General features: G+C 40.0%; 19 protein-coding genes and 1 tRNA gene. 8 read left to right on the top strand and 12 right to left on the bottom strand.

Annotated features, from left to right (window positions below):
- Nucleotides 1-69 precede the first annotated feature (69 nt).
- Nucleotides 70-363: a DUF3493 domain-containing protein gene (locus H6G92_RS16805; protein ID WP_190894779.1), complete on the bottom strand. Its 294-nt coding sequence runs from the start codon at nt 361-363 to the stop codon at nt 70-72.
- A 33-nt stretch (nt 364-396) separates the two neighbouring features.
- On the opposite strand from H6G92_RS16805, the gene H6G92_RS16800 reads away from it, so the two are divergent.
- Nucleotides 397-468 (top strand) — tRNA-Thr (locus tag H6G92_RS16800).
- A gap of 124 nt (nt 469-592) precedes the next feature.
- Here the strand turns inward: H6G92_RS16800 and H6G92_RS16795 are convergent.
- The 4 genes from H6G92_RS16795 to H6G92_RS40330 form a co-directional block, all read right to left on the bottom strand.
- Entirely contained in the window at nt 593-1,636 is a 1,044-nt protein-coding gene (locus H6G92_RS16795) for a M42 family metallopeptidase (RefSeq protein ID WP_190894810.1), read from the bottom strand.
- A gap of 13 nt (nt 1,637-1,649) precedes the next feature.
- The gene (locus tag H6G92_RS16790) at nt 1,650-2,729 is read right to left on the bottom strand and encodes an SGNH/GDSL hydrolase family protein (RefSeq protein ID WP_190894778.1); all 1,080 of its coding nucleotides are present in this window, start codon (nt 2,727-2,729) and stop codon (nt 1,650-1,652) included.
- Between the two features lie 288 nt (nt 2,730-3,017).
- A complete protein-coding gene (locus H6G92_RS16785; protein WP_190894777.1) occupies nt 3,018-4,412 on the bottom strand; it encodes an S-layer homology domain-containing protein in 1,395 nt (464 codons plus the stop codon).
- 872 nt (nt 4,413-5,284) lie between these two features.
- The gene (locus tag H6G92_RS40330) at nt 5,285-5,416 is read right to left on the bottom strand and encodes a hypothetical protein (protein ID WP_269141782.1); all 132 of its coding nucleotides are present in this window, start codon (nt 5,414-5,416) and stop codon (nt 5,285-5,287) included.
- 595 nt (nt 5,417-6,011) lie between these two features.
- Between H6G92_RS40330 and H6G92_RS16780 the strand changes: the two genes are divergently transcribed.
- Nucleotides 6,012-7,217, top strand: a complete 1,206-nt coding sequence (locus tag H6G92_RS16780) for a histidine kinase (RefSeq protein ID WP_190894776.1) — start codon at nt 6,012-6,014, stop codon at nt 7,215-7,217.
- Between the two features lie 36 nt (nt 7,218-7,253).
- Here H6G92_RS16780 and H6G92_RS16775 read toward each other — a convergent pair whose 3' ends face one another.
- Together H6G92_RS16775 and H6G92_RS16770 are read right to left on the bottom strand one after the other, a co-directional pair.
- On the bottom strand, nt 7,254-8,279 hold the full coding sequence (locus H6G92_RS16775) for a response regulator (RefSeq protein ID WP_190894775.1): 1,026 nt from the start codon (nt 8,277-8,279) through the stop codon (nt 7,254-7,256).
- A complete protein-coding gene (locus tag H6G92_RS16770) occupies nt 8,267-8,467 on the bottom strand; it encodes a hypothetical protein (protein ID WP_190894774.1) in 201 nt (66 codons plus the stop codon). Before H6G92_RS16770 ends, H6G92_RS16775 begins: the two co-directional genes overlap by 13 nt.
- Nucleotides 8,468-9,096: 629 nt before the next feature.
- Between H6G92_RS16770 and H6G92_RS16765 the strand changes: the two genes are divergently transcribed.
- Complete coding sequence (locus H6G92_RS16765; RefSeq protein WP_190894773.1) at nt 9,097-9,357, top strand: chlororespiratory reduction protein 7; 261 nt, start codon at nt 9,097-9,099, stop codon at nt 9,355-9,357.
- A 368-nt stretch (nt 9,358-9,725) separates the two neighbouring features.
- Here the strand turns inward: H6G92_RS16765 and H6G92_RS16760 are convergent, their stop codons facing one another.
- Nucleotides 9,726-10,289, bottom strand: a complete 564-nt coding sequence (locus H6G92_RS16760) for a DUF2854 domain-containing protein (RefSeq protein WP_190894772.1) — start codon at nt 10,287-10,289, stop codon at nt 9,726-9,728.
- Nucleotides 10,290-10,602: 313 nt separating this feature from the next.
- Between H6G92_RS16760 and H6G92_RS16755 the strand changes: the two genes are divergently transcribed.
- The gene (locus tag H6G92_RS16755; protein WP_190894771.1) at nt 10,603-10,776 is read left to right on the top strand and encodes a hypothetical protein; all 174 of its coding nucleotides are present in this window, start codon (nt 10,603-10,605) and stop codon (nt 10,774-10,776) included.
- A gap of 128 nt (nt 10,777-10,904) precedes the next feature.
- On the opposite strand, the gene H6G92_RS16750 is transcribed toward H6G92_RS16755, so the two are convergent.
- Both H6G92_RS16750 and ppk1 read right to left on the bottom strand, forming a co-directional pair.
- Nucleotides 10,905-11,321 (bottom strand): response regulator, encoded by a 417-nt coding sequence (locus tag H6G92_RS16750; protein ID WP_190894770.1) that lies wholly within the window; start codon nt 11,319-11,321, stop codon nt 10,905-10,907.
- A gap of 191 nt (nt 11,322-11,512) precedes the next feature.
- Entirely contained in the window at nt 11,513-13,693 is a 2,181-nt protein-coding gene (gene ppk1 / locus H6G92_RS16745) for a polyphosphate kinase 1 (protein WP_190894769.1), read from the bottom strand.
- 951 nt (nt 13,694-14,644) lie between these two features.
- Between ppk1 and H6G92_RS16740 the strand changes: the two genes are divergently transcribed.
- Together H6G92_RS16740 and H6G92_RS16735 are read left to right on the top strand one after the other, a co-directional pair.
- Complete coding sequence (locus tag H6G92_RS16740) at nt 14,645-15,055, top strand: hypothetical protein (RefSeq protein ID WP_190894768.1); 411 nt, start codon at nt 14,645-14,647, stop codon at nt 15,053-15,055.
- A gap of 655 nt (nt 15,056-15,710) precedes the next feature.
- Entirely contained in the window at nt 15,711-16,154 is a 444-nt protein-coding gene (locus H6G92_RS16735; RefSeq protein WP_190894767.1) for a hypothetical protein, read from the top strand.
- Nucleotides 16,155-16,248: 94 nt separating this feature from the next.
- Here the strand turns inward: H6G92_RS16735 and H6G92_RS16730 are convergent, their stop codons facing one another.
- Nucleotides 16,249-19,161, bottom strand: a complete 2,913-nt coding sequence (locus H6G92_RS16730; protein WP_190894766.1) for a hypothetical protein — start codon at nt 19,159-19,161, stop codon at nt 16,249-16,251.
- Between the two features lie 439 nt (nt 19,162-19,600).
- Between H6G92_RS16730 and H6G92_RS16725 the strand changes: the two genes are divergently transcribed.
- Together H6G92_RS16725 and H6G92_RS16720 are read left to right on the top strand one after the other, a co-directional pair.
- On the top strand, nt 19,601-21,109 hold the full coding sequence (locus H6G92_RS16725) for a sensor histidine kinase (RefSeq protein WP_190894765.1): 1,509 nt from the start codon (nt 19,601-19,603) through the stop codon (nt 21,107-21,109).
- Between the two features lie 364 nt (nt 21,110-21,473).
- Complete coding sequence (locus tag H6G92_RS16720) at nt 21,474-22,142, top strand: hypothetical protein (RefSeq protein ID WP_190894764.1); 669 nt, start codon at nt 21,474-21,476, stop codon at nt 22,140-22,142.
- Between the two features lie 72 nt (nt 22,143-22,214).
- Here the strand turns inward: H6G92_RS16720 and H6G92_RS16715 are convergent, their stop codons facing one another.
- Nucleotides 22,215-23,297, bottom strand: a complete 1,083-nt coding sequence (locus tag H6G92_RS16715; RefSeq protein WP_190894763.1) for a tetratricopeptide repeat protein — start codon at nt 23,295-23,297, stop codon at nt 22,215-22,217.
- Nucleotides 23,298-23,351 lie beyond the last annotated feature (54 nt).

Below are 23,351 nucleotides of genomic sequence, written 5' to 3'. Positions count from 1 at the left end.
CTAAATTTGAAGAATATAAAGATATATAAAAGGAAAGCAATAAAAAAATTAACAGCTAAATTTCTCGCTTTAAGAATTAGGATTTTTACGCGATTGGGGGCGTTGTTGCCGATGGTGTTCCCAGCGCCAGAGGAAGACCATTAGGGCAACGATCGCTACTTGGAGAGCCAAACTAGGCAAAGCACTCTCAACATCTCGTCCGGCAAGCACTTGGAAAAAAAAGATGAATGCACCAATGGAGCCAGAAGCACCGAAAGCGATGTAAATAAATTGTCGTAAGCCACGATAAGGAGCAGCTATTTCTGCTTTGAGGCTGGCGTATTGTTCAGGGTTAAGGCGATTTTTGTGATTTTGATTTATCATGATTAAATCATGTTATACTCTTAGATTGTGAACGCCGATGTGGCTCAGTGGTAGAGCAGCTGATTCGTAATCAGCAGGCCGTGGGTTCAAATCCCATCATCGGCTTTGATGAAAGTACTACCCAATACTAAAGTTTGACATAAATCAAGCATTTAGCAAAATTGGTGTAAAAACTATCGCACTCCAATTGATTAGATTATATTTTGTCGATTAAATGAGTTTTGAAACTTTACTCAAATTCAGTTTCACAAAAAGCTTTTAACAAATCGATACAATGAGCGATCGCTCCTAAATGAGCAATTTCATAGCCATGTGTATTTTGGGTGGGAAATGCCAAACACGCAGCACGTCCAACATGCCCAAATTTCATTGCAATCGAAGCATCGCTACCAAATCCGCTCAAAGTTGTTAACTGCACTGGCATATCGAGTTGTTTGGCACTATGGCGCAGTTGCCCATTTAGCCCCTCATCATATATCCCATAAGCATCTTGAGATAAAAGTACAGGACTTTCCCCATCTTTCACAGGATATTCCTCAGATAATGGACAAATTTCTAAAGCAATCAAGGCATCCAAAGGCTGGTTTTGAGTGAAAAATAGCGCCCCAATTGCTCCTACTTCTTCTTTAGCTGATGCCACTAAATAAACATCAAAAACTGGCTGTTTCAAGCTTTGAGCTAAAGCTAGCAAAATGGCAACAGAAGCTTTGTTATCCAAGGTGTAACCGGCAATATGATCCTTTAACCGAATTGGCCGCTTGCGATGCTTGCCAATTACCATTCTAGTTCCAGGTCGAATGCCAGCTGCTTCTAATTCAGCAGATGTGAGCTTCGTTTCAATCCAGGCATTTTCCCACTTAACAGTAGTATCTTCCTGCTGCACTTTTTGGGGCGATTCGTGGGAAACGTGGCGGGAACCAAAGCTGAGAATACCGTTAATGGTTTCGTTATCTCCGAGTAAATCGACAACGCCTTCGCCGTAAACCCACGGGAAAGAACCGCCGAGTTTGCGGACTTCCACGCGACCTTCATCACCGAGATTCTTGACAATTGCGCCAATTTCGTCTTTGTGTGCCGTGATAGCGATCGCTCGGTCTGGACTTTTGCCTGGAATCTTGGCAATAATATTATCGGCGCGATCGCACCAAACTTCTACACCCAGCGCCGCAAATCGTTGCATCAACAACTGATTAATCTCAGCTTCTACACCACTAGGAGAATGGTGCATGACTAATTCTTCAATAATTTCAAATAAGCGATCGTAATCCCACATCAATACAGTTAGTTTAGTTTTCAACTGTTGTATGAAACAATTGTGCATCAACAACCTGACCTGCTGTCATAAATGCTGATCTTTTTTGTTGACGCTTCAGCACTCCTAGCGCACTAAAAGCACCAAGGGCTAAAATCCCCAAGTTGATCGCAGGTTCAGGGACAGACTTAGCTTCAATTGCAGCCAGTGCAGTATCTGCTACTAACTGATGAACGCCTGTTGTTGGATGCACAGAGTCAAAGAACAAATAATCGTTGGGTTGAGAACATACACTTGTGATTGTCTGTAAATTCCCTACTACGCAAGGGGTAGCCACATCTTTCAACCCAAATTCCCCTGGATTTGCTTGTACTTGATTAAATAGGGAAAACACATCCACAGAAATCAGATTCAGGTCAGGGTTATTGCTAAATTTGCCTAGTTCCTCTGCTAATCTTGTGTTATGGTCATTTGTCAAACCAGTCAAGTTACTAGATTGACCTGTTGCGAATGCAAATGGAATCTTGCCCAAATCAGGTAAATTAAAGACTAAAATATTTTTTGCGCCAGATGAGGCAAGTAACGCTACTGCATCTGATAAATTCTGGACTGTTTGAGCCGGATTGATAGCTTGACCAAACAGATAATCATTTGCACCTCCCGATACAGCATAAAGTGCATTTGGATCAAGCTTCTGATTGGCTTGGAAAATCGGTTTTGTCAACAAGCCGACTTGCTCTAGTACTCCCGGTAACGTTGCACTAGGAACAATAGCATTACCCTGACCAGAATTAGCGCCGCCCACAGCAAAGTTAATACCTTGATTGGGAATAGTAGGATTTAAAGTAATGTATGGAGAGGGTTTTAATCCTAGTTGCTCTCCGAGGTAGTCTACCCACACCCGCTCATTGGAAAAACGCCCTTGAAAGTAGGGTGGATCTTGGGGAATGGCTGTTGTCGGAGCAACTAAACCACCAGTAGCAGCGAAAACATTGCCAGTATCAGAAAGACTGTCGCCAAATACATAAAATTTGCTAAAACTCGCAGCATTCGCTTTGAGCGGCAACATGAAAGATAGGAGAACAAATCCTGCTGCTACAGCTTGTTTTTTCATATTTGTTTTACCCGTGATTTTTTTTAGCTTGTTTAAAAGCAATGAAAGGGCTATAGTTCGACAACTTGTCTTTTGAGTTACTTCAAAATTAAGTAGGTCTATTGAGTAACTTACGTTGTTTCACTTAACTATGCCTCAAAAATTCAACAAACACAGGTAAAAACGCTGAAAATACTTAGATTTACCTTTTCTTAATAAAAAATAGTTGTTGTACAAAGAAACGGCAAAATTTACCTCCCAAAAGGTTGTAATTGCTCGCTTTTATGCTAATGATAGACCAACCGCCTTTTAACTTTGCTTTAATTTCAAAGCCTCAGCAGCCGATACACCCTCGCCCTGAGTGCCGAAATACCACAAAGCCGTAGCAGCCTCAGCACGAGTTACTGGTTTTTTGGGTTGAAACAGAGTCGTATAACCAAACACCCGCCGAATATTCGATTGTTCGCTATTCTGGTAATCAGCCAACACTGCTCTTAAAGCTTTGGGGTCAATTCGCGCTGCATCTTGGAAACCCCAGGTTTGTTTGACCGCATCTAAGTTAGCAGAGGGTAAAGCTTGGCGAGTATCTAGGGGTAATTTCCACAGCAGCAACTGTTCCCGCGTTAGGGGTGCATCAGGACGAAACAAAACTACTGTAGAATCTCCAGACAAAGGACTAGGAATTAATCCAGCCTCAGCTAATCCCTGAATTGCTGGAAAATCAGGGTCTTTTGCGGACACATCACTAAAAGCTGGTTGAGTACTTTCTGAAGCCAAACGAATTTGTTTAGCTGGATTGCTGGCATACATGGCATTGTTAGCAGCAATTAGCCAACGGGCGTATTCCCGATGTGTAACGATTTTATTGGGTTCAAACTGGTTAGTTATGGCAGTAGAGTTGCCCTTAGTTGTCTTTGGTTCTAGAGATAAAACACCTAATGCAGCCAAGTCTTGGATGTGTTGCCGCCATTCTTGCGGTACCTTATTCAGATCGTTGAATTCCTGAGATTCAGGTGTTGCTGTAGGAGTTGTTTGGTTATTAGCTGTACTTGGTGGCTGCGCTGCCAAGTTTGCAGGTGGTATTGGGCCAATAAACTGTGTATCTCCTGGTTGAGGAACGGCGTTAGTAGTTTCGTTAGAACTTGTAGTTGGGGTAGGTTGTGCCGTTGCAGTACTATTCGGTACGTACTCAATTAATAATTCAGTGGCTGTTTGGGGTTGATTAAGTGTAGCGTTAGTAACTGATTTAGGCTGAATGGAAACCTTCAACAGCAAATCATTACGACGTGCCTCAAAAGCACCTCCCGCATCATCTGTTGGCTGTTGTAAAATCTGCCAGTTATTTGTTTGAAACTGGCTACTATAAAAGCTAGCAATAAAGTTGCTGGGGTCAGAACTTAACCAACGAGTTGAGACTCTGTTTTCTGAGCCACTAGCAGGTGTAACTTCCTGTAGTTTGGCATTGGAATATAGTGGGATATCTTTGGGAAAATCAGATGGTAACTGAAGTGTTGATTCGTTTTGCTGTGCTTGCGGTTGGTTACCCTGAGATTCTCCAAAGACAACTGGATTGCTTTGCAGCTTAGGATCTGCCGCCAAAGATTGCTCAAGGTTTTTGGCGACTGGACTGTTAGCACAGGCTGTTAACGAAGTGAGTAGAACAGCCCAAATTAGAAATACAGCTGGACGTTTACAGGGAAGCACAGGAAATCACAAATTGAGTTTCAATTCCTACCCTAGCGCAGACTGTTCATTAAATGTGATTTGGACATTGGACATTGGGAAGAAACAAGGGAGAAACTTGTTTAATAATTCTCCCTTGTCCCCGTTGTCCCCTTGATCTCTCCCTCTTCCCCTGCTTATCTTCGCCTTGGTGAAGATGATATCTCAAAAAATTAGTAAACGGTAGCTTTTGCTACCGTGTTGTCTTCGTTCTACGCTTATTTGTTTTACGCTTATTTATATAGTTCCCTAAAATTCTGGCAAACTAACATTTTCGGAAAAAAAATAGAAATAAAGCTGTAATACTTGCTATATAAGAGTTGTATGATTTGGATGCTTGAAGTAATACTCCACCACAGGGATTATGAAAGGTTAAGAGAGTTCATAGTAAGTACTTTAGTGATTAGATGAGGGCTAGAGCCACCCACTACGAACTGCTCAAAATTAATGTGGCAGACTACCAGATTGTGAATCAGTTTTTCAGATAGTTCTGTAATTATTCAGTTACCAGAGCGGATAACTGATTGATAACTCACCAAAAAACAGTGTAGCTACCAAAAGCTTTAATCTTCTTCCAGATGCACTAGCACTCAGGCGATCGCAAAGCAATGGAAGTGATAGACTAGGATTAAAGCCCCCCTTAGCCTCACTCAAGGAGGGGAATAGATCAAGTTCGCTAACGCTCACTTACAATCGATTCTGGAAATTATTCATCTGACGATGGTAAGCTGAGTAAGGCAATAGCCAGAAAATGCCAGTGTTAAGCAATTTCAGGAACTTAGCGTAAGTTTGTGGTCCTTGGAGTCCGGGGTCATAGGCAAAGCAGCCAAGTGTCGCGGCAGTTTCCCTAATATCTATAAATAGATTTTCTGGGGAAATGCTACTTGTGCTGTAGTCAAGAGTTTCTTGGCAGCTTCGAGAGCAGTAAGTGCTTCCTCTAGAAATGCGTAGTTTACCGCCGTAGGCATCGCCTCTATGTTATCCAAAGCTTTCTTTGGGGCAATCCATCCCCTGTTCTTCTGGGATAGGGCAACGGTTCTTTAGGAAGGCTGGGCACAGGGTGCGCTTTACAAGTTATAGAGGCAGTACATAGTCAGCTATGACTTTTTACCCAATCCTACAAATGATTGGGTAGAGGCAAAAAAGACACTTCATCGGATGCACTGGCGGTTGAGAAAACCCTCTACAAACTTGGTCTGAACAGTTAACAGCTTCCTGATAGATTAGATACAATTAGCATCTGCGTTTGCTTGGGTGATCGCTTGTTCAAAGCGAGTACTCTAATTGACATGCTGCTCCACTAGCCGATTTGACATAGTATTAAAACTTTTACCTGCTAGCTCTGGCGAAAATTTTTGATTCAGGGCAAATTAAGACTTATATTCAAGAGCAAGGATGTTTCTTGGAGATGAAGTCAGCGAAAAAGGGGCAAAAGGTTGAAAAACATATGTCTGATGTCAAAAATTCAGATCTGATAAGAGTATGAAAATCTAAAATAGATATTAAATTGAAGAAAAACAACGACCATTGACAACCGTCAGTCCATTTTACTTTCTGTAAAGCGTCGCCAGGTTGTTACCAGTGCTGAAACACGATTACATGCAAGTTTCCCAGGATCAGCCTATTTATTCTGAGGCTCCACTCCAGCTGTTACTGTTTGTCGATGGACGCCCAAAGTCCCGACAGCAGGTACAGCGAATACGTGCTTACTTAAAAGAATTGCAGGCTGAGTATAGTTTTGAACTTCAAACTATCGATGTTGGACAACAACCTTACTTAGCAGAACACTTTAAGCTGGTAGCAACGCCAGCTTTAATCAAAATCCATCCCGAACCACGACAGGTTCTGGCTGGGAGTAATATCATAGCGCAATTGAAAAACTGGTGGCCTCGTTGGCAAGTCGCTATAGACGCTTACTTAAAATTACAGGAAGACTTGCAAGAATGTATAGACGACAATTCTAGGGTGACATTACCCAAATCTACTATCCGTTCAGTTGCCGTTTCTGCTGAACTAATCCGACTCTCAGACGAAATTTTTCGCTTGAAACAGGAAAAAGATAATCTCCAAGAGCAGCTACAGTTTAAAGATCGGGTAATTGCTATGCTGGCGCACGATCTTCGTAATCCCTTAACTGCTGCCGCGATCGCAATTGAAACTCTCCAATCTAACTACAATTTAGAGACAGGGCAATTCCAGCGCCTCAAGCCATCGATGACGGCACATCTATTAAAACAAGCCCGCAATCAAACTAAGGTCATTGACCGGATGATTGCCGACCTTTTACAGGTAGGTCGTGGTAAAGATACAGAATTCCCGATTTTACCACAAAAAGTACAGTTAGGCAAACTGTGCTTAGAAGTTCTGGAAGAATTGTGCGATCGCTACACCGCCAAATCGCAAGAGGTAGAAACAGATATTCCTAATGACTTGCCATACGTATACGCTGACCCAGAACGCATCCGCCAAGTGCTAGTAAATCTGTTGGATAATGCCATCAAATATACGCCAGAAGGTGGCAAAATTAGCGTTGCCGGATTACACCGCACTACCCAAAAAGTTCAGTTTAGTATTGGCGATACTGGGCCTGGTATTCCTGTAGAGAATCGCGATCGCATCTTTGAAAACCACTTCCGTCTGCAACGGGATGAAGGTACGGAAGGTTACGGAATTGGTCTTTGTTTATGCCAACGCATCATCCTGGCACATTATGGCCAAATTTGGGTGGACTCTGCCCCCAATAACGGAGCATGGTTCCACTTCACACTACCAGTTTATCCTTCTTAAAGATTGGTCATTCAAATGACTAATGACTAATGACAACTAAGAACTTGAAACAAAGCGATCGCGCCCCCCAGCCTTTGCTTGGTAGAGTGCCTTATCTGCCTGGACAATCAAATCCGAAGGTGAAGATTCCCAAGTGGGGACAACAGTTGCCACGCCCATACTGAGGGTGACATACTGACTCACCGCAGACCCGTCGTGAACAATTTGCAAATCTTTAATTCCCGCTTGTATCGCTGCGGCAACGTGAACTGCTCCAGATGCAGGGGTGTATGGCATAATCACAGCAAATTCTTCGCCACCATAACGCGCTACCAAATCCTGATGTTTTTGGGCTTTAAGGTTTAAGACAGCACCCACCTTTTGTAAACAGACATCCCCAGCAGGATGGCCATATCTATCGTTATAAAACTTAAAAAAGTCGATATCACACAAAATCATTGATAGTGGAGATTCCTCTTGTGCGAGATTAATCCACTGAGTATTGAGATAATCGTCAAAGCGACGACGATTAGCCAACTCAGTTAAACCATCTACATTGGCCAGGTGCTGCAAAGCTTGGTTTGCTGCCTCTAATTGTTTGTATACTTGCGCTTGCTGTAGCAGTCGGCGCAGGCGCTGGCGCAATACAGGCCAGTGAATTGGCTTAGTGACATAATCAGTCGCCCCTGCATCAAAAGCACGGTTTACAGAGTCCTCATCGTCTAAACATGTGATCATCAATATGGGAGTGCGCTCCCATATCTTGGAGATAATAGTATTGTTAAGAGTCGAGCCAGTATCAAAGGTTGCAAGGGCCGATATTAAATTATTCCTGGCAATCTGGAGCAAGTGCTTACAGCAGGTAAAGCCATCCATCACAGGCATGACAGCATCTAGCAAAACTATATCCGGTTTGATAGTCTCGTAAGCATCTAAACATTGCTTACCATCATTGACCTCGACCACTCGATAACCTTCTTGTTCCATAGCTTTACGCAACAACACTCGGATAGTCTTGTCATCATCAGCCACTAGAATCAGTGGTGGTTGCTTAGAAAGAGAAAATGGGCTTATGCCTGACATGAGTTGCCTTCCAGTTGCGGGACTATCCGGGAAAAGGCTGTGCAACTCAATCGCATAGGGGCGATCGCTCTTTTTATCAATGCCAGAATTTGCGGCAAAGGTGTGTCTGGCTTCACAATCAACTGTTTTTTGACAATAGACTGCTCAATGTTAGTGAGCCAAGCAAGCGGTAGATAACTAAGTTGCATAGACAATCTATAATTGGAACACGAAGGCAATTGTTACCTTTTTCTTCGGCTATGGTTATGGGAGGAAATGTTACTTTTATATTTCCCCATTGTTAAAGTTAAATTACAATTTTTTGGAGAATTGCAAATACACACCTTACTTATTTAATTTTTTAGTTAGTTTATAAACTTTGTGAGACAGGGCAAAATAATTCCCAAAGTTCACTCAGAAGATAGCTAATACTAAATACTAATATCACTTGGCTTTAATTTATTTAGTCTATTCGATAAGTGTTGCAAAGATTTAGTATAATTACATAAGATTGAAATTATACTTGGTTTAAGACTTTATTTTTTAGTAATTATGGGTTAATAAATTAAGTAAAAATTCTGATTTAATTAGATTCAGTATATCTAGCTAAATTAAAAAATAGATTGTTTGTTTTGAAAGATAGAATTTTTTTAGCTATGGTTATATTAATGTAGATATAATAAATAAAGACATATTAAAATAAAATTCATATTTTGAACAACTAAATTCTATAATTACTTCAAAATCTGCACATAAAAACGCCATGTTTTTGGCTACACAAACAACCAAAATTTCTTATCAAAAAACAAAACCTATTTACATTCACTAAATCTTTAAAATGCCAGACCCATTAATGTATCAGCAAGATCACTTTGTAGTTCTAGAAACAAATCAACAAGAACAATTTCTGACACCATCAGAGTTATTAGAAAAGCTCAAAAGCACTCTCCAACAACTCATAATTCAAGATTTACCGCCTGACTTGCAAAAGTTTAATAGCGTGGAAGCTCAAGCACAATATTTACTCGACACCACCTGCGAATTAGATATTGGTCTTGGGCAATATCTACAGTGGTATGCAGTTCGTTTAGAAAAGTAACTTTTTGAGCAATTAGTTGCTTATTGGGAAAACCCCCAGATGCTTCTTTGCATTAGGAAAAGACTGTATTAGTTGGCTACACAGATCAAACCCGCCTATGCGAGTTATTTTATTAAGTCCACGTAGGTGGACTTTGTTTCTGGAGTAGGGAATTATATGAGACTGTTGGCGAATTGATAGGTGGTCTAACCCATCAACTCCAATCCATCTTAATTTTTTAATTTCAGTGTGTTGAAACGCACTTTAGCTACGAGGAAGGAATTTATTGCAGGGCGGGAAAGCAATCCAAAACGAAGCTTTTAGGCGTGGGGGTTTAACCCATCCTGAATTGACCAACAGTCTCATTCTATTCGCCCAATTGTTCTTGACTATTGACTACTGACTAATGACTCTTTTTGAGTATTTATCAGCGCTAGCTCAATTGTATTTTCAGATGGCTGCGTTATTTTAATCTCCAATCCAGGGCCAAAATAGTTGGTCATTTTTTCCTGCTTTTTTTGCCACACATCAATTGGTATTAGCGGAGAATCAAATTCTAAAATTAGGGCATAGCTCCCATTAACTTCTTCTTCTCGCAACCCTGTGACTGTTGGCCGTTCCTGGTCTGTGGGACTCAAACCCAGAAAAGAAAGGGTTGTATCTAGATGAGCATCTTGACCGTAACAATATCGGGTGATATCTTTGCGAATTTTATTTTGAGTATCAGTTGCTTGCTGTTCCCGCAGTATCAATGCTGACGGTGACGTAGTTTGGGGTACTGGCTTGAGTTCATTAGCTTTCAGCGCTAACCCTCCCAACAATAGAGGAATCCCGTAAAAAAATCCGACAAGATTGAGTGTGGCATTATTACCAGCATAGGCGACGAAGCCAATGATGGTTAATATACCGCCGATGGTTAAACCGAGTGTTCCCAAAGAGATTTGGCGTAGCATGAGCTTAAATTAGTATAAAGTTTTAATACCTTAGTTTTATTATCATCGGCTATGAGTAACAAATTAGGGAAGAAGATTGTCCCTAGGCTGTAGTATTCAAGCAACTCAAAATTGCCAAGTTAAGACTGATACCCTAACAAGTCAACAAATTCTGCCTTCCTTAGAATTCAGAACTTCGGTAGACACGGTTATACGGTGAGTTTCTAACCCATAAAATTAGTATATTGGACTACTAAGGGCGTATAGTGCCCCAGAATGTTTGATTTTAAGTTAACTTAAAACTTAAAGGTAGTTAATAGATAGGAAAAAAATAATGGATTTACAGACTATAAAAGAAAGAATTGTCGCAGTTCAAAGTAAACGCGAGTACCTGTTAAGCCTACTGGAACAACCAAACCTGGGAACTTTGAGGATTGACGTAAATCAGGCTTTGGAAGAATTGGATGAATTAATTGATGAATTTAAACGCACCATTCCGGTAGAGTAGAAAGTATCAAAAACCGCGTCGGTATAACCGTCAACTTTAGGTTATACCGACGCTCCTCATTACTATCATGTCCTCAAATCCCCAAAATTGAACTAAGCCTAAGTTGGCGAAGCAACATAGCTGTATATTTATCCTGCAACTGAACCATCTCCTGCACGCTGACCTAACTGCCTAACTAAAGCAATAAGTTCGCTTGTAGGTACATCTTTCTTGCAAACGTCATCAAAGCTAGACATTGCCTTTGCGCCCTGAAAATTTACGTCTTCCACTGAGGAGTAAGCAAGGATTTGGGTGTTCGGAGATATAGCTTTAATGTGACTAGACGCACTCCAGCCATCCATGACTGGCATCTGTAAATCTAAAACAATTACGTCAGGATGGCAACGTTTAACCATTTCTATAGCTTCTTCACCATTACTGGCTAAACCTACTACTTGAATATTTTCCTGGCAAGAAAAAACTAATTGTAAGGTTAAACGAGTCAGTTCGTGGTCATCAACTACTAGAACACGCAAGGTGGAAAGCTCACAGGATAACATTAACATTGAGGGGAAAGACAAATTTATTTAGAATAACCACTCTAGTTTATGGGAACAAGTGCCAGCACTAACTCTATCCTATGGTTGAATAACTTGTGTGAATCCATGACAAACAACTTAGATAACTTCTCAAAAAATTAAAGTTTTCTAAAAAATACTAAGTTGAGCTAGTTGTCAAGGTAGAAGTAACTGATTTTTTAATCAATCAGGTTTGAGGCTACACCACTTGAGCGTAATGCCATATTCATGAGAATTTTTTGTGAATTAGCTTCTGGAGAATCATCATAAGGACGCCGTTGAATATAAGTGCCATCAGCTTGTAATTCCCAAGCTTGCCGATTATCTGCAAGCATGATTCCCATAATTTCTTGCAAATCTTTAGCAATATCAGGGTCTTTCACTGGGGTAATTACTTCCACTCGGCGATCTAAATTGCGGCGCATCCAGTCGGCACTGCCGATATAGATTTCCTCTTGTGTATTGTTATGAAAATAATAAATCCGAGAGTGTTCTAAAAAGCGACCGACAATGCTGATTATGCGAATGTTTTCACTAATGTCTTTGAGTCCTGGACGCAAACAGCAAACGCCCCTAATAATTAAATCGATTTGCACTCCGGCGCGGGAAGCTTCATATAAAGTGGTGATAATTTGTGGATCGACTAGGGAATTCATTTTGGCAACAATGCGTCCAGAAAATCCATTTTGAACATTTTCGATTTCGCGCTGAATTAGTGCCAAAAAGCGATCGCGCATATTCACAGGCGCAACCAGCAACTCTCGATAAGATTTTTGCAGGGAGTATCCTGTCAAGAAATTAAATAAATCTGTGATGTCAGCACCCAATTCCTCACGGCAACTAAACAATCCCAAATCTGTATACAGTCGTGCCGTTTTGGGGTTATAGTTACCTGTGCCAATATGCACATAGCGACGTATCCGGTCTTTTTCCCGCCGTACCACCATAACGGTTTTACTGTGGGTTTTCAGCCCCACTAAACCATAGACAACATGAACTCCAACTCTTTCTAGTCGTCTTGCCCAGTAAATATTATTCTCTTCATCAAATCGCGCTTTTAATTCCACCAGTACAGATACTTGCTTGCCATTTTCGGCGGCGGCAATTAAGGCGTTGACTATAGGCGAGTCGCCAGAAGTCCGGTAAAGGGTCATCTTGATGGCTAACACATTCGGGTCGTAGGCCGCATGGGTAATAAAGCGCACCACTGTAGCGGAAAAGGATTGATAGGGATGGTGTACTAGCAAATCTTTTTCGCGAATTACAGCAAAAAAGTCTTTTCCTTCGTCCGTCTCTAGTGCATCTGGGTCTAGACTTGGTTCCCTCAGCCTTTGCAGGCGTAATGGTACAACAGATTGGCGTGGTGGATCTTTGAGTTCCGGCAATGGCAAGGACATAAAATACATCAAATCCCGCAGACCCAAAAGACCGTCTACTTCGTAGAGATCACTTTCTGTCAATTCCAAATCTTGCAATAATCGCGATCGCACTATTTCAGGAGTCTGCGATTGAATTTCTAGCCGGACTGGACTTCCACCCAGCCGCCGTTTTCGCAATTCCTGTTCGATCGCTAACAACAAATCATCTGCTTCATCTTCTTCTAAGACCAAATCGGCATCACGGGTAATGCGGAACGGATGATATTCTTGAATATTCATCCCTGGAAATAGAGATTCTAAGTTATGAGCGATCGCTTGTTCTAAAGGTACTCCAGTCCAGTGAGCAGGTTTTTCGTTGTTGTGATCTCCCAACTCCGGTGGTATCGGTAAAAATCGTGGTAGAACACTAGGGACTTTAACTCTGGCAAAGAATTCTTCTTCGGTGTCTGGGTTTTTGACCACAACAGCCAGATTTAGACTGAGATTAGATATAAAAGGAAAGGGATGACTAGGATCAACAGCCAAAGGAGTCAAAACTGGAAAGACTTGTTCCTCAAAATAGTTGTTGAGATGAGTCCGCTGTTTTTGATTCAAATCTATGTAATCCAGAATATGGATGCCGTGATTTGCTAGTAGGGGACGAAGTACTTCCTCAAAATGTTGGTGCTGTTTCTTTACCTGGGGAATAAGGGTAGACCGAATATCGTCTAACTGTTGTTGTGGTGTCCGACCATCGGGAGTTAACAAGCTAACTTTCGCTTCTACTTGTTGCTTTAAACCAGCAACACGCACCATGAAAAACTCATCCAAATTAGAGTTGAATATTCCCAAAAACTTGAGGCGTTCCAGAAGGGGCGTGCGATCGTCACAGGCTTCATGTAATACCCTGCCATTAAATTCTAGCCAGCTTAACTCTCGGTTAAGATAATATTGTGGATCGCTGAGATTGATGGGGGTAGAGCTTTTCTTAGATTTTGCCATAATGACCTAAGGACAGGCAGATGTGGCCCATTGAACTGGGGGACAATAAACATAGTAAGTTAAATGGTGCTTGAGCATAACGCTAAGGCAATTTTTGATTGTGCTGATTCTCTACCTCGCTACTGGTAAGGGACAGACATAATCTTTAAATCAAAAATCTATTTCTATTTAAATAACTTCAGTTAAAGATTAAAAAAAACTTGTGTAGCCATAAAACCGAAAATTACTAAGAAATTTTTTGGTTTTGCGATCGCGTCGCATCTCTTTCAGAGAATCACTCTACCCAACCCATAACTCAATACGTTTGGGCTAAGGCTTAGATCCTCTCTAGACCCTCTTTAGGGAATTAGAGCCAAGCCTTTTTAAGGGAGGATGGGGGGATCTTGCAGGGAAAAATATCACTAACACCCAGCCTATTGACCTATAACTAGATTTTATAGCCGTTTTCAACCGTGTGGAATATAGTACGAGCGCATAGTTGTACGCCCCTACAAAATATTGTATCCACATGAGAATTGCTAAAAGCCTGGGAATTCAAATCGTTACCCACAGCATATTAAGCATAAAGATGCACTTAAGATTTCGCAAAGATATGACATAGGCATTTCTGACAATTTATGACGAATTATTAAGTAGTCTTTACAGAGGATTATTGTGTTGTAAGCAGTCTAAAGCTTTACCTCCAGGGCTTTCTACACTTGGTTTTCCAAAATGCGAAATTTAGTAAGCATTGCCACAACTTCACTACAGTAATTACAAGCCATGCTATATGTCTATTTTTTGTGATTGTGCTGCTGTCATTAAGATCCGCACTAATAATTTCGTCTATTAGTTTTTTTAATTTATCACCACCAATATTTTGAATAAATTCAGTGTTATTACTGAAATAGTTATTAATAGTCAAGGTTATATTGAAAACGCAAAGACGAAAACACAAGGAGCTTGTGAATCATGAAACTATCTACAATTATCAAAGGCAGTGTTTGTGTATTAGGTTTGGTTGGCATTGGTAATTTCTTTGCGGCACCTGCAAATGCAGGAGATGCTGCTGCTCGTGGTGCGGTTACAATCGTTAGACCATCAGGTTCTTCTCTCAGCGTCAGTGCTGAGTTAACTGCACCTTCTGGTGCCTATTTTACCGGGCCAACATTAGTTGTTACACCTACATATACTGGTGTTATAGGTGGAAATGATGAAGCTGTGGATACTTTCACAATAGATCCAGGTGCAGTTATAACCCTAACTTCACCGCCTAGTGCCACAATCGAAGCAGCTATTGCAGCAGCTATTGATGCCGGTGCTTTTACAGATGTTGTAGATATAGCAACCCTTGTCAGAGCAGCTAATGGCGGTTTAGAATAGACTTATTGTTACCTGATAGAGAATCACGATAGTGTAAAAAGCGATCGGCTTTTAGTCTAGATGCTTTCACACCTTGCGTTGATTTTCAATGTCTTTTTGGGTGTTGTTTGAGAAAGTGTTGCCATCAGTTGAGACAAAACAACTGTGACATTAACACGCTAGGCATTTGCAGCAAAATATTTGGTAATACGCAAATCGACTCTTTGACAGACTTTCCTTTACCTATATCCATAGTTTTGATGCGGGATAAGGTAGAGAGCGAGTGAGACATAACAGATTGAATAAAAAAATACAGCCCCTTGAATGTAGTTGAGGGGCGGTATTCCAAACTTATCCACTATATTACCATATAAGCCCGATTTCTTGAAGAAATCGGGCTTTTGATATTTTTGATATTGTTTAAATAGATACTTCACTAAATCTTTTAAATTAGGCAATAGGCAAGAGACAACAGGCAATCGGCAGAAGCTAAAAGGCAATCGGCACAAGACAATAACGCAATAATTACTATTGCCTTTTTCCCTTTGCTCTTTGACTTTATTTACTAAGTGTTAATCCTTATACCAAATTTTAGTAGTCTAGCAATCAAATTTTCTAGGAAGTTACGGCTATATTGCTCATGCAAATCTAAAAGAGCATGAGGAGTAGATTAATTATGTATAGCCTGTTTCGTAAATTACCTCTAACTATCAAAAGAAGCCTTTGCTTGCTGGGTTTTATCAGTGTAGGCAATTTAATTACAGCGCCAGTACATGCACAACAAGCTGTGGCGCGTGGTGCTGTTTCTATAGTTTCACCTTCCGGCGCTTATCAAAGTGTTAGTGGTGAACTGTCCTTACCTGTTAGTAATAATTTTTTAAATCCTGGCACAAACACGACTTTAACAATAACGCCTACTTTTACAAATATTGGAGCAACTAATGAAAGAATAACTTCTTTATCTCTCACAGTAGGAACAGCAAGTGAAATAATCACAAATAATAATAATTCGCTTTTGAATCCAACTTTACAAACAGTCAATAATCCAGCATCAATTCCCGATGCAGCATCTCTCATTCAGGCAATCAACAGCACTAACGGCTTAGGGGCTTTAGAATAGTTGAAAAAACTATATTAATCTCGTGGCTGCATCTACGAACATGAGGATTTTTGGGGCAATAGGAAAAGTATTAATTGCCTCTTGCCCTGTGCCTTTAAAATCGATAACCACCTTGAATTTGCAGATCAAATCCATTTTCGCCCGTACCAATTTTAGATTCTAGAAAAACATTATTATCGGTAAAGTTATATCTAAAAATAGCTCCATAGTTTAAGCCAGACACTCGGCTATTTAAACCCAGATTTCTTGTAGAATAATTTTTAATATAAGCACCAACAGATAAATTTGTGCCGAGCCTTTGTAAACCCTGTAACTCATAAAAAAGATTTTTACCTAGCTCTAGGTTGGTGTTAATATTAAAACCCGTGCTAGTACTAAGTTCACCACTAAACAGTCCTAGAAACTCACCATTACTATTATCTTGAATAAAAGCTATGGCAGGCGCTAAAGAAAAACTTAAATTTCTTTCTTGATGATTAAAGTAATAGCTTAAGACAGTAGAAAAAGGATTATTGCTATTTGATGCACTATTCCAGTCAATTTTTAAGGATGGTACGTGAGTATTGATAGCTACAGGTTTTTTATTTGAGCCTAACTGGACATCAGTTTTAATATAATTAACCAGAACATTAGCATATATGCCCACAGATGGTTCTGCTAACCCTAAATTATTATTAGAAACTCCAGGCGCTGAGTTGGCATTTATATTAAACCAAGTTCCCAAGCTAGCGCTATAGTTTAAATCACCAGCAGAACCCGCAGCTAGTAATTCGACTGAGGGTAAAGATAGATAACCATTAAAGCTTTTAAAGCTCACACCTATGAGATCAACTCTGGTGAGTTCAAAATAATCGAACGCTAAATCAAATGTCCGGACAGGAATTGGTACTATAGTGTTATCTTCGGAACTAAATCGTTGGACAAATTGTCTCCCTTGAGAGTTAGTCAAAATAATTTCAGCACCGGTAGATTCGTTAATAGGATTAATATCAGTATTAGTCAAAGGGATTTGATTTCCTATGAAAGTCAGAGGACCAAATCTCTCATTAGAAAGTCTGAGTGTTGAAAAGAATGTATCACCTGGATCTAAAAGTTCAATATCCCTTTGTAAAAATTGAACTGCGCGTTTGTGATTTCCTGTTCTTATTTGCAATATACTAGAGTCATTGGGAGTAATTTTACTCTCAAGTGTAAAACTTCCAGATACCTGTTCTAGACTGCTGGCTGCATTAGAATACGCTAAAGTACGATTAATTCTATTATTAATTTGTCTTCTTTGATCTGGTGTAGACTTTGTATTTAAGGGAACAAAACTTTCTCCGTTTTTAAAGCTTTGCCGCGCTTCTGCTAAACTTTCGTCAATATTATCTATTTTTATAAATTCAAAAATTCCACCTAATGCCAGTCCTAAAGTAGAGTTAGCTGTTTGTATACCATCAATGCTAAATTCACTAAAATTAGCTGTAATCGATAATCCAGGACTAGCAAAAACATTAGAATAAGTAGCGCTAATTTCTTTTGGATCGTATTGAATAATAGTACGATTATGAGGGTGGTTAACATATAACCTGTGCCAATTAGAAGTTTTTTGTGTCTCAGATAAAACTTCAAATACGGGGTCTCTTTTGCCGAAAGATACCCAAGATAAAGAATTTAAATAAGACAAGTCTCTCTCTAGTGGCGTTAAGAAAGGATTGACTGCTATATTCAACAAATCAAAATTATCAAATTCGTCTCTCTGGGCAATCTTAATACCTGGTAATGAAGAGACAGGAGCAGTAAAACCAAAGCCTTCACCTGTCAAAATATTACCCCATAAAATACCAGCTGATTCTAGAACAGAATCAGGAATAATTTCGCCTAGTTCGAGTTTAACGCTTCCCCCATTTAGTAAAGGCTTTAAATTCGTGGTAGGAAAGGCTTGTATAATTCGAGGTGTATTAGTACCATCTAATAATTCAAATAAAGCTCCCCCACCGTCATTACTCAAAGTAGAGCCACTACCAAGAATTGGTGTAATGTTTCCCAGAACTGTGACATTAGGATCTTCAGGATTAATTCCGCTATTAATTATCACTCTACCAGCAGGTATTCCTTCAGGATTAACTAGTTCTCCTGCTATAGAAACTATAGAAAAATCATTAATTCCAGCTTCACCGATTAATTCGTCAAAATTTACAGGTAAAGTCGTAAGAGATTGTAAACCCCAAAATCCTTGGGTTGATGTCATATTTTGGGTAGTGTAATTTTCAGAAGCTCTACCTTGAGCAATAATACCTGCTTGTGTACCCTTAGTCTCAATTACTAATCTATTGTTATCAAGAACCCAGTAAAACTGTTCAGCTTTGGGAAATTTAGCATAGGTAAATTTATCAATAAACTGATTTTCTCCAGAAAATCTGATATTTAAATCCGTATCTATATAATTTTCGTCTTCATTTGGTTTAAATAATTGAGGTCTAAAACTAAGGTTATCTGTAGGGTTAACAATCCACGGGTACCTATTGGCACTAAATGTCAAAGCATCAATAATTATTTTCTTCTGATTTACTTGTTGTTGCTTTTTAGCTTGGCGTAGTTTTTCTATTAGTATTTGTTGTGTTGTTGTGTAGGGTTTCTGTTCATTTAGAGTTGATGGTTTAATCGTATCTGGTTGAGTTTCTTCTTCATCTTGCTCAGGTGGCTTGGGAGGCTCTACTTTATATTCTTCAATTGGGATAACATCAGCTATGGTGAAGTCATGTAACTGTTTTATCTTCTGTAAGTTAGAGTTAGCATCTTTTAAAGTTTGTTTTAACAGTGCTTTGCTTTGCAAATTATCTATTTTGTCAAACTTGCTATACTTTTTAACGCTAGTAATCGCACCATCATCTACTATTAATTCAACATTCTTACGATTGTCTAAATCTAATGCGATCGCAGATAATTGGACTAATATTAGTTTGAACAGAATTGTTGAAGACAACAAGCACATTGCAAGGATTTTTACCTTTTTCTTTAATCTCATTAGTGAGATGCTAAGAAACTTTTCGTTCGGGATTTTACAGGTTTCCACAATAGAAATATGCTGGTTGGTAGATTCAAAAGCAAAAATAAATAAAATTTAAATCAAGCTACTGAAGGTTGGCTATGGTTGTTTGATCTGAAAAAACAATTTATATAGTCATCCATGATTTGATTTAAAAAACTCGATTTTTTGGTTAGTTAATTTGGATGCATTCAACAGTGGTTTCAGTAAATCTCGATATAGATAGTCAAAATAAATCAATTTTTTATCCTGACTGTAAAGAATAAAATAGGATTAAGCAGATTTACTGCAACAAGAGTGTAATTCTTGAGCAAAAACTAAACCTCAGCAAAATCACCAGAAGTAAAAAAGGGAGCTAAAATTTAACCGTATATACACTTAATCTGGGGATATTAAGTCAAAAAAGTGGGTGAAAAATATGTTTCAAGCTACTCGCCGCCGTCTTGCAATTTGGTACACTGCCGTCACTGCCGTATTACTGCTACTGTTTGCTAGTGGCGTTTATTTATACGTCCGCAGCACACTGATTGAGCGGATTGATGATACTCTTAACCATGTAGTGGAAATAGTGGAGCGTTGTCTTACAACAAGCCGTTGTGCATCTACGCTTATATTTGAGCCAATTAATGCTGATGCAGATAAAGTTCGCATTAATTTAGAAGCCAGTTTTCGTGATAATGCAGACACCGTAGAAGATGACCACATTGACCTAGAATGGTTTAGTCCAACTGGTGAATTACTTTGGTCAACGCTATCCGAACCTCTAAATATTCCCATTCATGCCAACCGCACTGGTGAAACTGTGCGCGTAATTAGGCCAGAGAAAGAAAAAGGCAAAGATGATAAACTTCCCAGTACAGACGCGATTAATCGAGTCTCTCCCTACTCCCCACTCCCCACTCAAAACTCTGCACTGTTATTACGGCAAGTTACCCAACGGGTGGAAGTAGGACGGCAAGTATTAGGATATCTGCGTGTTAGTCATCCCTGGTTTGAAGTCACCAAACCCAGTCGCCAGTTAATTTTTGATTTGGCGCTAGGTATTGCGTTAATGGTGCTTTCTGTAGGTGCAAGTGGCTGGTTTCTTTCGGGTAAAGCGATGGAACCTGTAGGCGAGTCCTACCAACGCCTCAAACAATTTACTGCTGATGCTTCTCATGAACTTAGAAGTCCCATTACTTTGATTCAAACCAATGTGCAAGTCGCCCTTGCTGACTTGGATTTAGCAGAGATAGAAGCGACTACTTCTTTGCAGTATCGACAACAGTTAAAGGTGGTGGAACGGTTAACGCAGCGTTTGGGTAAGTTAGTCAATGACTTACTCTTCTTAGCACGACAGGATAGTGGTATTAGCAAAGAAACTTTTTCACCTTGTCCGCTAGATGCCTTGCTGATGGAGGTAGTTGAAGAACAAGAATTGTTAGTCCCTGAAAAAGAAATCGCCCTTTCTCTGGACTTAGTTGATCCTCCTGCTTCCGAAACTAGCCCCGAATTACTGGAAAATTGGTTTACCCTTGTGGGTAATTGGGATCAACTGGTGCGGTTGTTTACAAATTTGATTGCTAACGCCTTGCATTACACTCCAGCACGTGGACGGGTGAAAGTAGAATTGGCGCGGATAGAGGGAATAAATCGTGTTTCTGGACTACGTTACACCAGTGCCCAGTTACAAGTTAAAGTGACTGATACCGGAGTTGGAATTCCAGCGGAAGCACTACCACGCTTGTTTGACCGCTTTTATCGGGTAGATCCGGCACGGACTCATAGGACTGGAAATACAGCTACAGCCAGTGCTACTGGTTCAGGATTGGGATTAGCGATCGCTCAAGCTATTGTCGAACATCATCAAGGTCATATTCAAGTTGAAAGTATCCAAGGCATTGGCACAACTTTTACTGTCACTTTACCAATAACTCTTGAGTCTTAATTTGGCAAGAAATTTTTGTTTCCTGTGATAGATGTAGAAAATTAAAGAAATTTACTACGTAGAACAACATCTGCAATATTTAGCCATTTATTGAATTGCCACAGTTTGATATTTTGACTCCTCCTTCTTTACTTGAACAGAACAATATTATGATGTTGGTTAATTATTGAATTTAATACTAATGATTTAGCTGTTTCAGTCTTAGGAATGAAATAGTTATGTCTAATTTTTTAGTCTTTGGCTAGATACAAAAATTAGAATTAATCGTTAATATTGAAGGCATAAATTACAGATAAAGTCTTATTATTTTTATTTAACAATTCTTACAATAAATAATGTGATTGTTATTAGTTGGAGTCAATCAATGAATATGAAGTCTAAAAAATTTAGGAAGTCTGCTGAGTTATTTGGTGCTATTTGTGGAGGATTACTAATTAGTCTGCCAGCAATTCCTCAAGTAGTAGCACAAGAATCTACTCCCAAGGTTAACCCTTGTCCTAGGATTTTCTACGAAGAACCACATAACAGTCGGGTTGTGGTACCACAAGGATGTCCTCCTAATGCGCTAACTCAAAGATTAGCAGCCCAAGGGCTTCTGCCCGTCCCTGCGACCCCATCACAAGACCAAACAAGATTAGGTGTTGGCGGTGAAGCACCCGTTAGTTCACCAAGGGCTTCCGTAAGTCAACCACCTTTGCCTAGTCAACAACAAGCACCCAGCATTACGATCGCACTGGCAAATGGTGCAGTCAATATCAAGTTGGTGAATGACACTGCGGCTAATGTAACCTACCAAGTAATTGGCGATACAGCACCGCGATCGCTACAAGGTAAGTCAGATGTAACACTGCGAGGTCTAAACGCACCAGTAACGGTGACATTCCAACGAGAAGATGGCGGACAACTGACGGTAACTCCACAACCTTCATCAGAAGCAGGAAATTTGGCAGTTACATTTAACGAAGCCACTGATCCAGCACAGGGTAGAAGTGCTATGAGAATTGAACAAAACGGTTCAGTGTTCTTGAATTAATCGAAGAGTTAGGAGTTAGGAGTGAGGAGTTAACAGTAAAATAAATCTTCAATCCTAACTCTACCCTAACTCCTACTTTCGCTGAAGCATTTTAGTTAGCTGATCTAGCAATTGCACTTCTTGCTTACTGTCTTCCAATGTCCGCGCCAATATAATCGCCCTTTCGTAAAAATTACGGGCAGTTAGGTAATTACCTTGTTGCTTGTATAACTGAGCGTAAGACTCAAAAGATTTTAATTCTTCTCGCAAATTTTGCAATTCTTTAGCGAGTGCTAAACGTTGCTCTAGTAAATCAAAAGCCCGTTCGTAGCGTCCGACAGCAGTGTGAGCAGTAACTAAACCGTCAATTGCTCGTAATTCATTAGTGCGATCGCGGTTAGTTTTAGCTATCCGCATTGCTACCCCATAAGTGCTAATGGTATCTCGATAATTTCCAGATGCTAAGTAAGCATCTCCTAAATTATTTAAGGTATTTGCTTCACCGATAGCATTGCCAGTCTGACGGCGAAAAATTAAAGCATTTTCATACAATTTAATCGCCTTGTTATAATCTCCCAACCTAGCTGCTACTAATCCTAAATTACTCAAAGACAGTCCTTCGCCTTCAATATTTTTAACATTGTGAGCAATTGTGAGTGCATCTTCAACAGTTTTGCCAGCAGCAGCAAATTCTCCTAGTTGCAGCAGAAATGTACCGATATTGTTGAGCACAAAAACCTGAGTTTGAAAGTCTTTAGTATCACGAGCGATCGCTAATCCTCGTCGTAAAGAATCTTCCGCCTCTTTTAAACTGCCTAGCTGCACATAAGCCTTAGCAAGCAAATTGTAAGTCAGACCTTGTGCTTTCAGGTCGCCAATTGAGTGATAAAGTTCCAGCGCCCGCAAGGACGATGCAATTGTTTTATCGGCATATCCTGAAGCATATTGTTGTTCACCGATACGCAGCAAGCTGTCTGCTTCATCTCTTGACTGTCGCCCAACGGAACTATTTAAAGGGCGATGGAGTTGTTGTGTAATATCAACCGCACCCGCAGCTATCGGACTCACGAAAAAAGTAAATAGTAAAAAGCTGTGTAAAAGTACTTGGCGATGAGAAATCGCACCTACACAAATTAAGCCTACCTTTTGCCTGGGAAATACAAGCCTTTGTTTCATAAAAATTACCCCTAAAGTTGCGGGTTTAAGTAGAAGGTCTAAGAAGAAGTTTTA

The sequence above is a fragment of the Nostoc foliaceum FACHB-393 genome (assembly GCF_014698505.1).
In the GTDB taxonomy this organism is placed as follows: domain Bacteria; phylum Cyanobacteriota; class Cyanobacteriia; order Cyanobacteriales; family Nostocaceae; genus Nostoc; species Nostoc foliaceum_A.
Note: the sequence above shows the minus strand (reverse complement) of the source record. Positions and strands in the feature narration are given on the sequence as shown.

Excerpts from the sequence above, each read along its gene's own strand:
- H6G92_RS16805 (WP_190894779.1), bottom strand. The coding sequence starts at position 363 with ATGATAAATCAAAATCACAAAAATCGCCTTAACCCTGAACAATACGCC.
- H6G92_RS16795 (WP_190894810.1), bottom strand. The coding sequence starts at position 1,636 with ATGTGGGATTACGATCGCTTATTTGAAATTATTGAAGAATTAGTCATG.
- H6G92_RS16790 (WP_190894778.1), bottom strand. The coding sequence starts at position 2,729 with ATGAAAAAACAAGCTGTAGCAGCAGGATTTGTTCTCCTATCTTTCATG.
- H6G92_RS16775 (WP_190894775.1), bottom strand. The coding sequence starts at position 8,279 with ATGTCAGGCATAAGCCCATTTTCTCTTTCTAAGCAACCACCACTGATT.
- H6G92_RS16770 (WP_190894774.1), bottom strand. The coding sequence starts at position 8,467 with ATGCAACTTAGTTATCTACCGCTTGCTTGGCTCACTAACATTGAGCAG.
- H6G92_RS16765 (WP_190894773.1), top strand. The coding sequence starts at position 9,097 with ATGCCAGACCCATTAATGTATCAGCAAGATCACTTTGTAGTTCTAGAA.
- H6G92_RS16760 (WP_190894772.1), bottom strand. The coding sequence starts at position 10,289 with ATGCTACGCCAAATCTCTTTGGGAACACTCGGTTTAACCATCGGCGGT.
- H6G92_RS16755 (WP_190894771.1), top strand. The coding sequence starts at position 10,603 with ATGGATTTACAGACTATAAAAGAAAGAATTGTCGCAGTTCAAAGTAAA.
- H6G92_RS16750 (WP_190894770.1), bottom strand. The coding sequence starts at position 11,321 with ATGTTAATGTTATCCTGTGAGCTTTCCACCTTGCGTGTTCTAGTAGTT.
- ppk1 (WP_190894769.1), bottom strand. The coding sequence starts at position 13,693 with ATGGCAAAATCTAAGAAAAGCTCTACCCCCATCAATCTCAGCGATCCA.
- H6G92_RS16740 (WP_190894768.1), top strand. The coding sequence starts at position 14,645 with ATGAAACTATCTACAATTATCAAAGGCAGTGTTTGTGTATTAGGTTTG.
- H6G92_RS16735 (WP_190894767.1), top strand. The coding sequence starts at position 15,711 with ATGTATAGCCTGTTTCGTAAATTACCTCTAACTATCAAAAGAAGCCTT.
- H6G92_RS16730 (WP_190894766.1), bottom strand. The coding sequence starts at position 19,161 with ATGAGATTAAAGAAAAAGGTAAAAATCCTTGCAATGTGCTTGTTGTCT.
- H6G92_RS16725 (WP_190894765.1), top strand. The coding sequence starts at position 19,601 with ATGTTTCAAGCTACTCGCCGCCGTCTTGCAATTTGGTACACTGCCGTC.
- H6G92_RS16720 (WP_190894764.1), top strand. The coding sequence starts at position 21,474 with ATGAATATGAAGTCTAAAAAATTTAGGAAGTCTGCTGAGTTATTTGGT.
- H6G92_RS16715 (WP_190894763.1), bottom strand. The coding sequence starts at position 23,297 with ATGAAACAAAGGCTTGTATTTCCCAGGCAAAAGGTAGGCTTAATTTGT.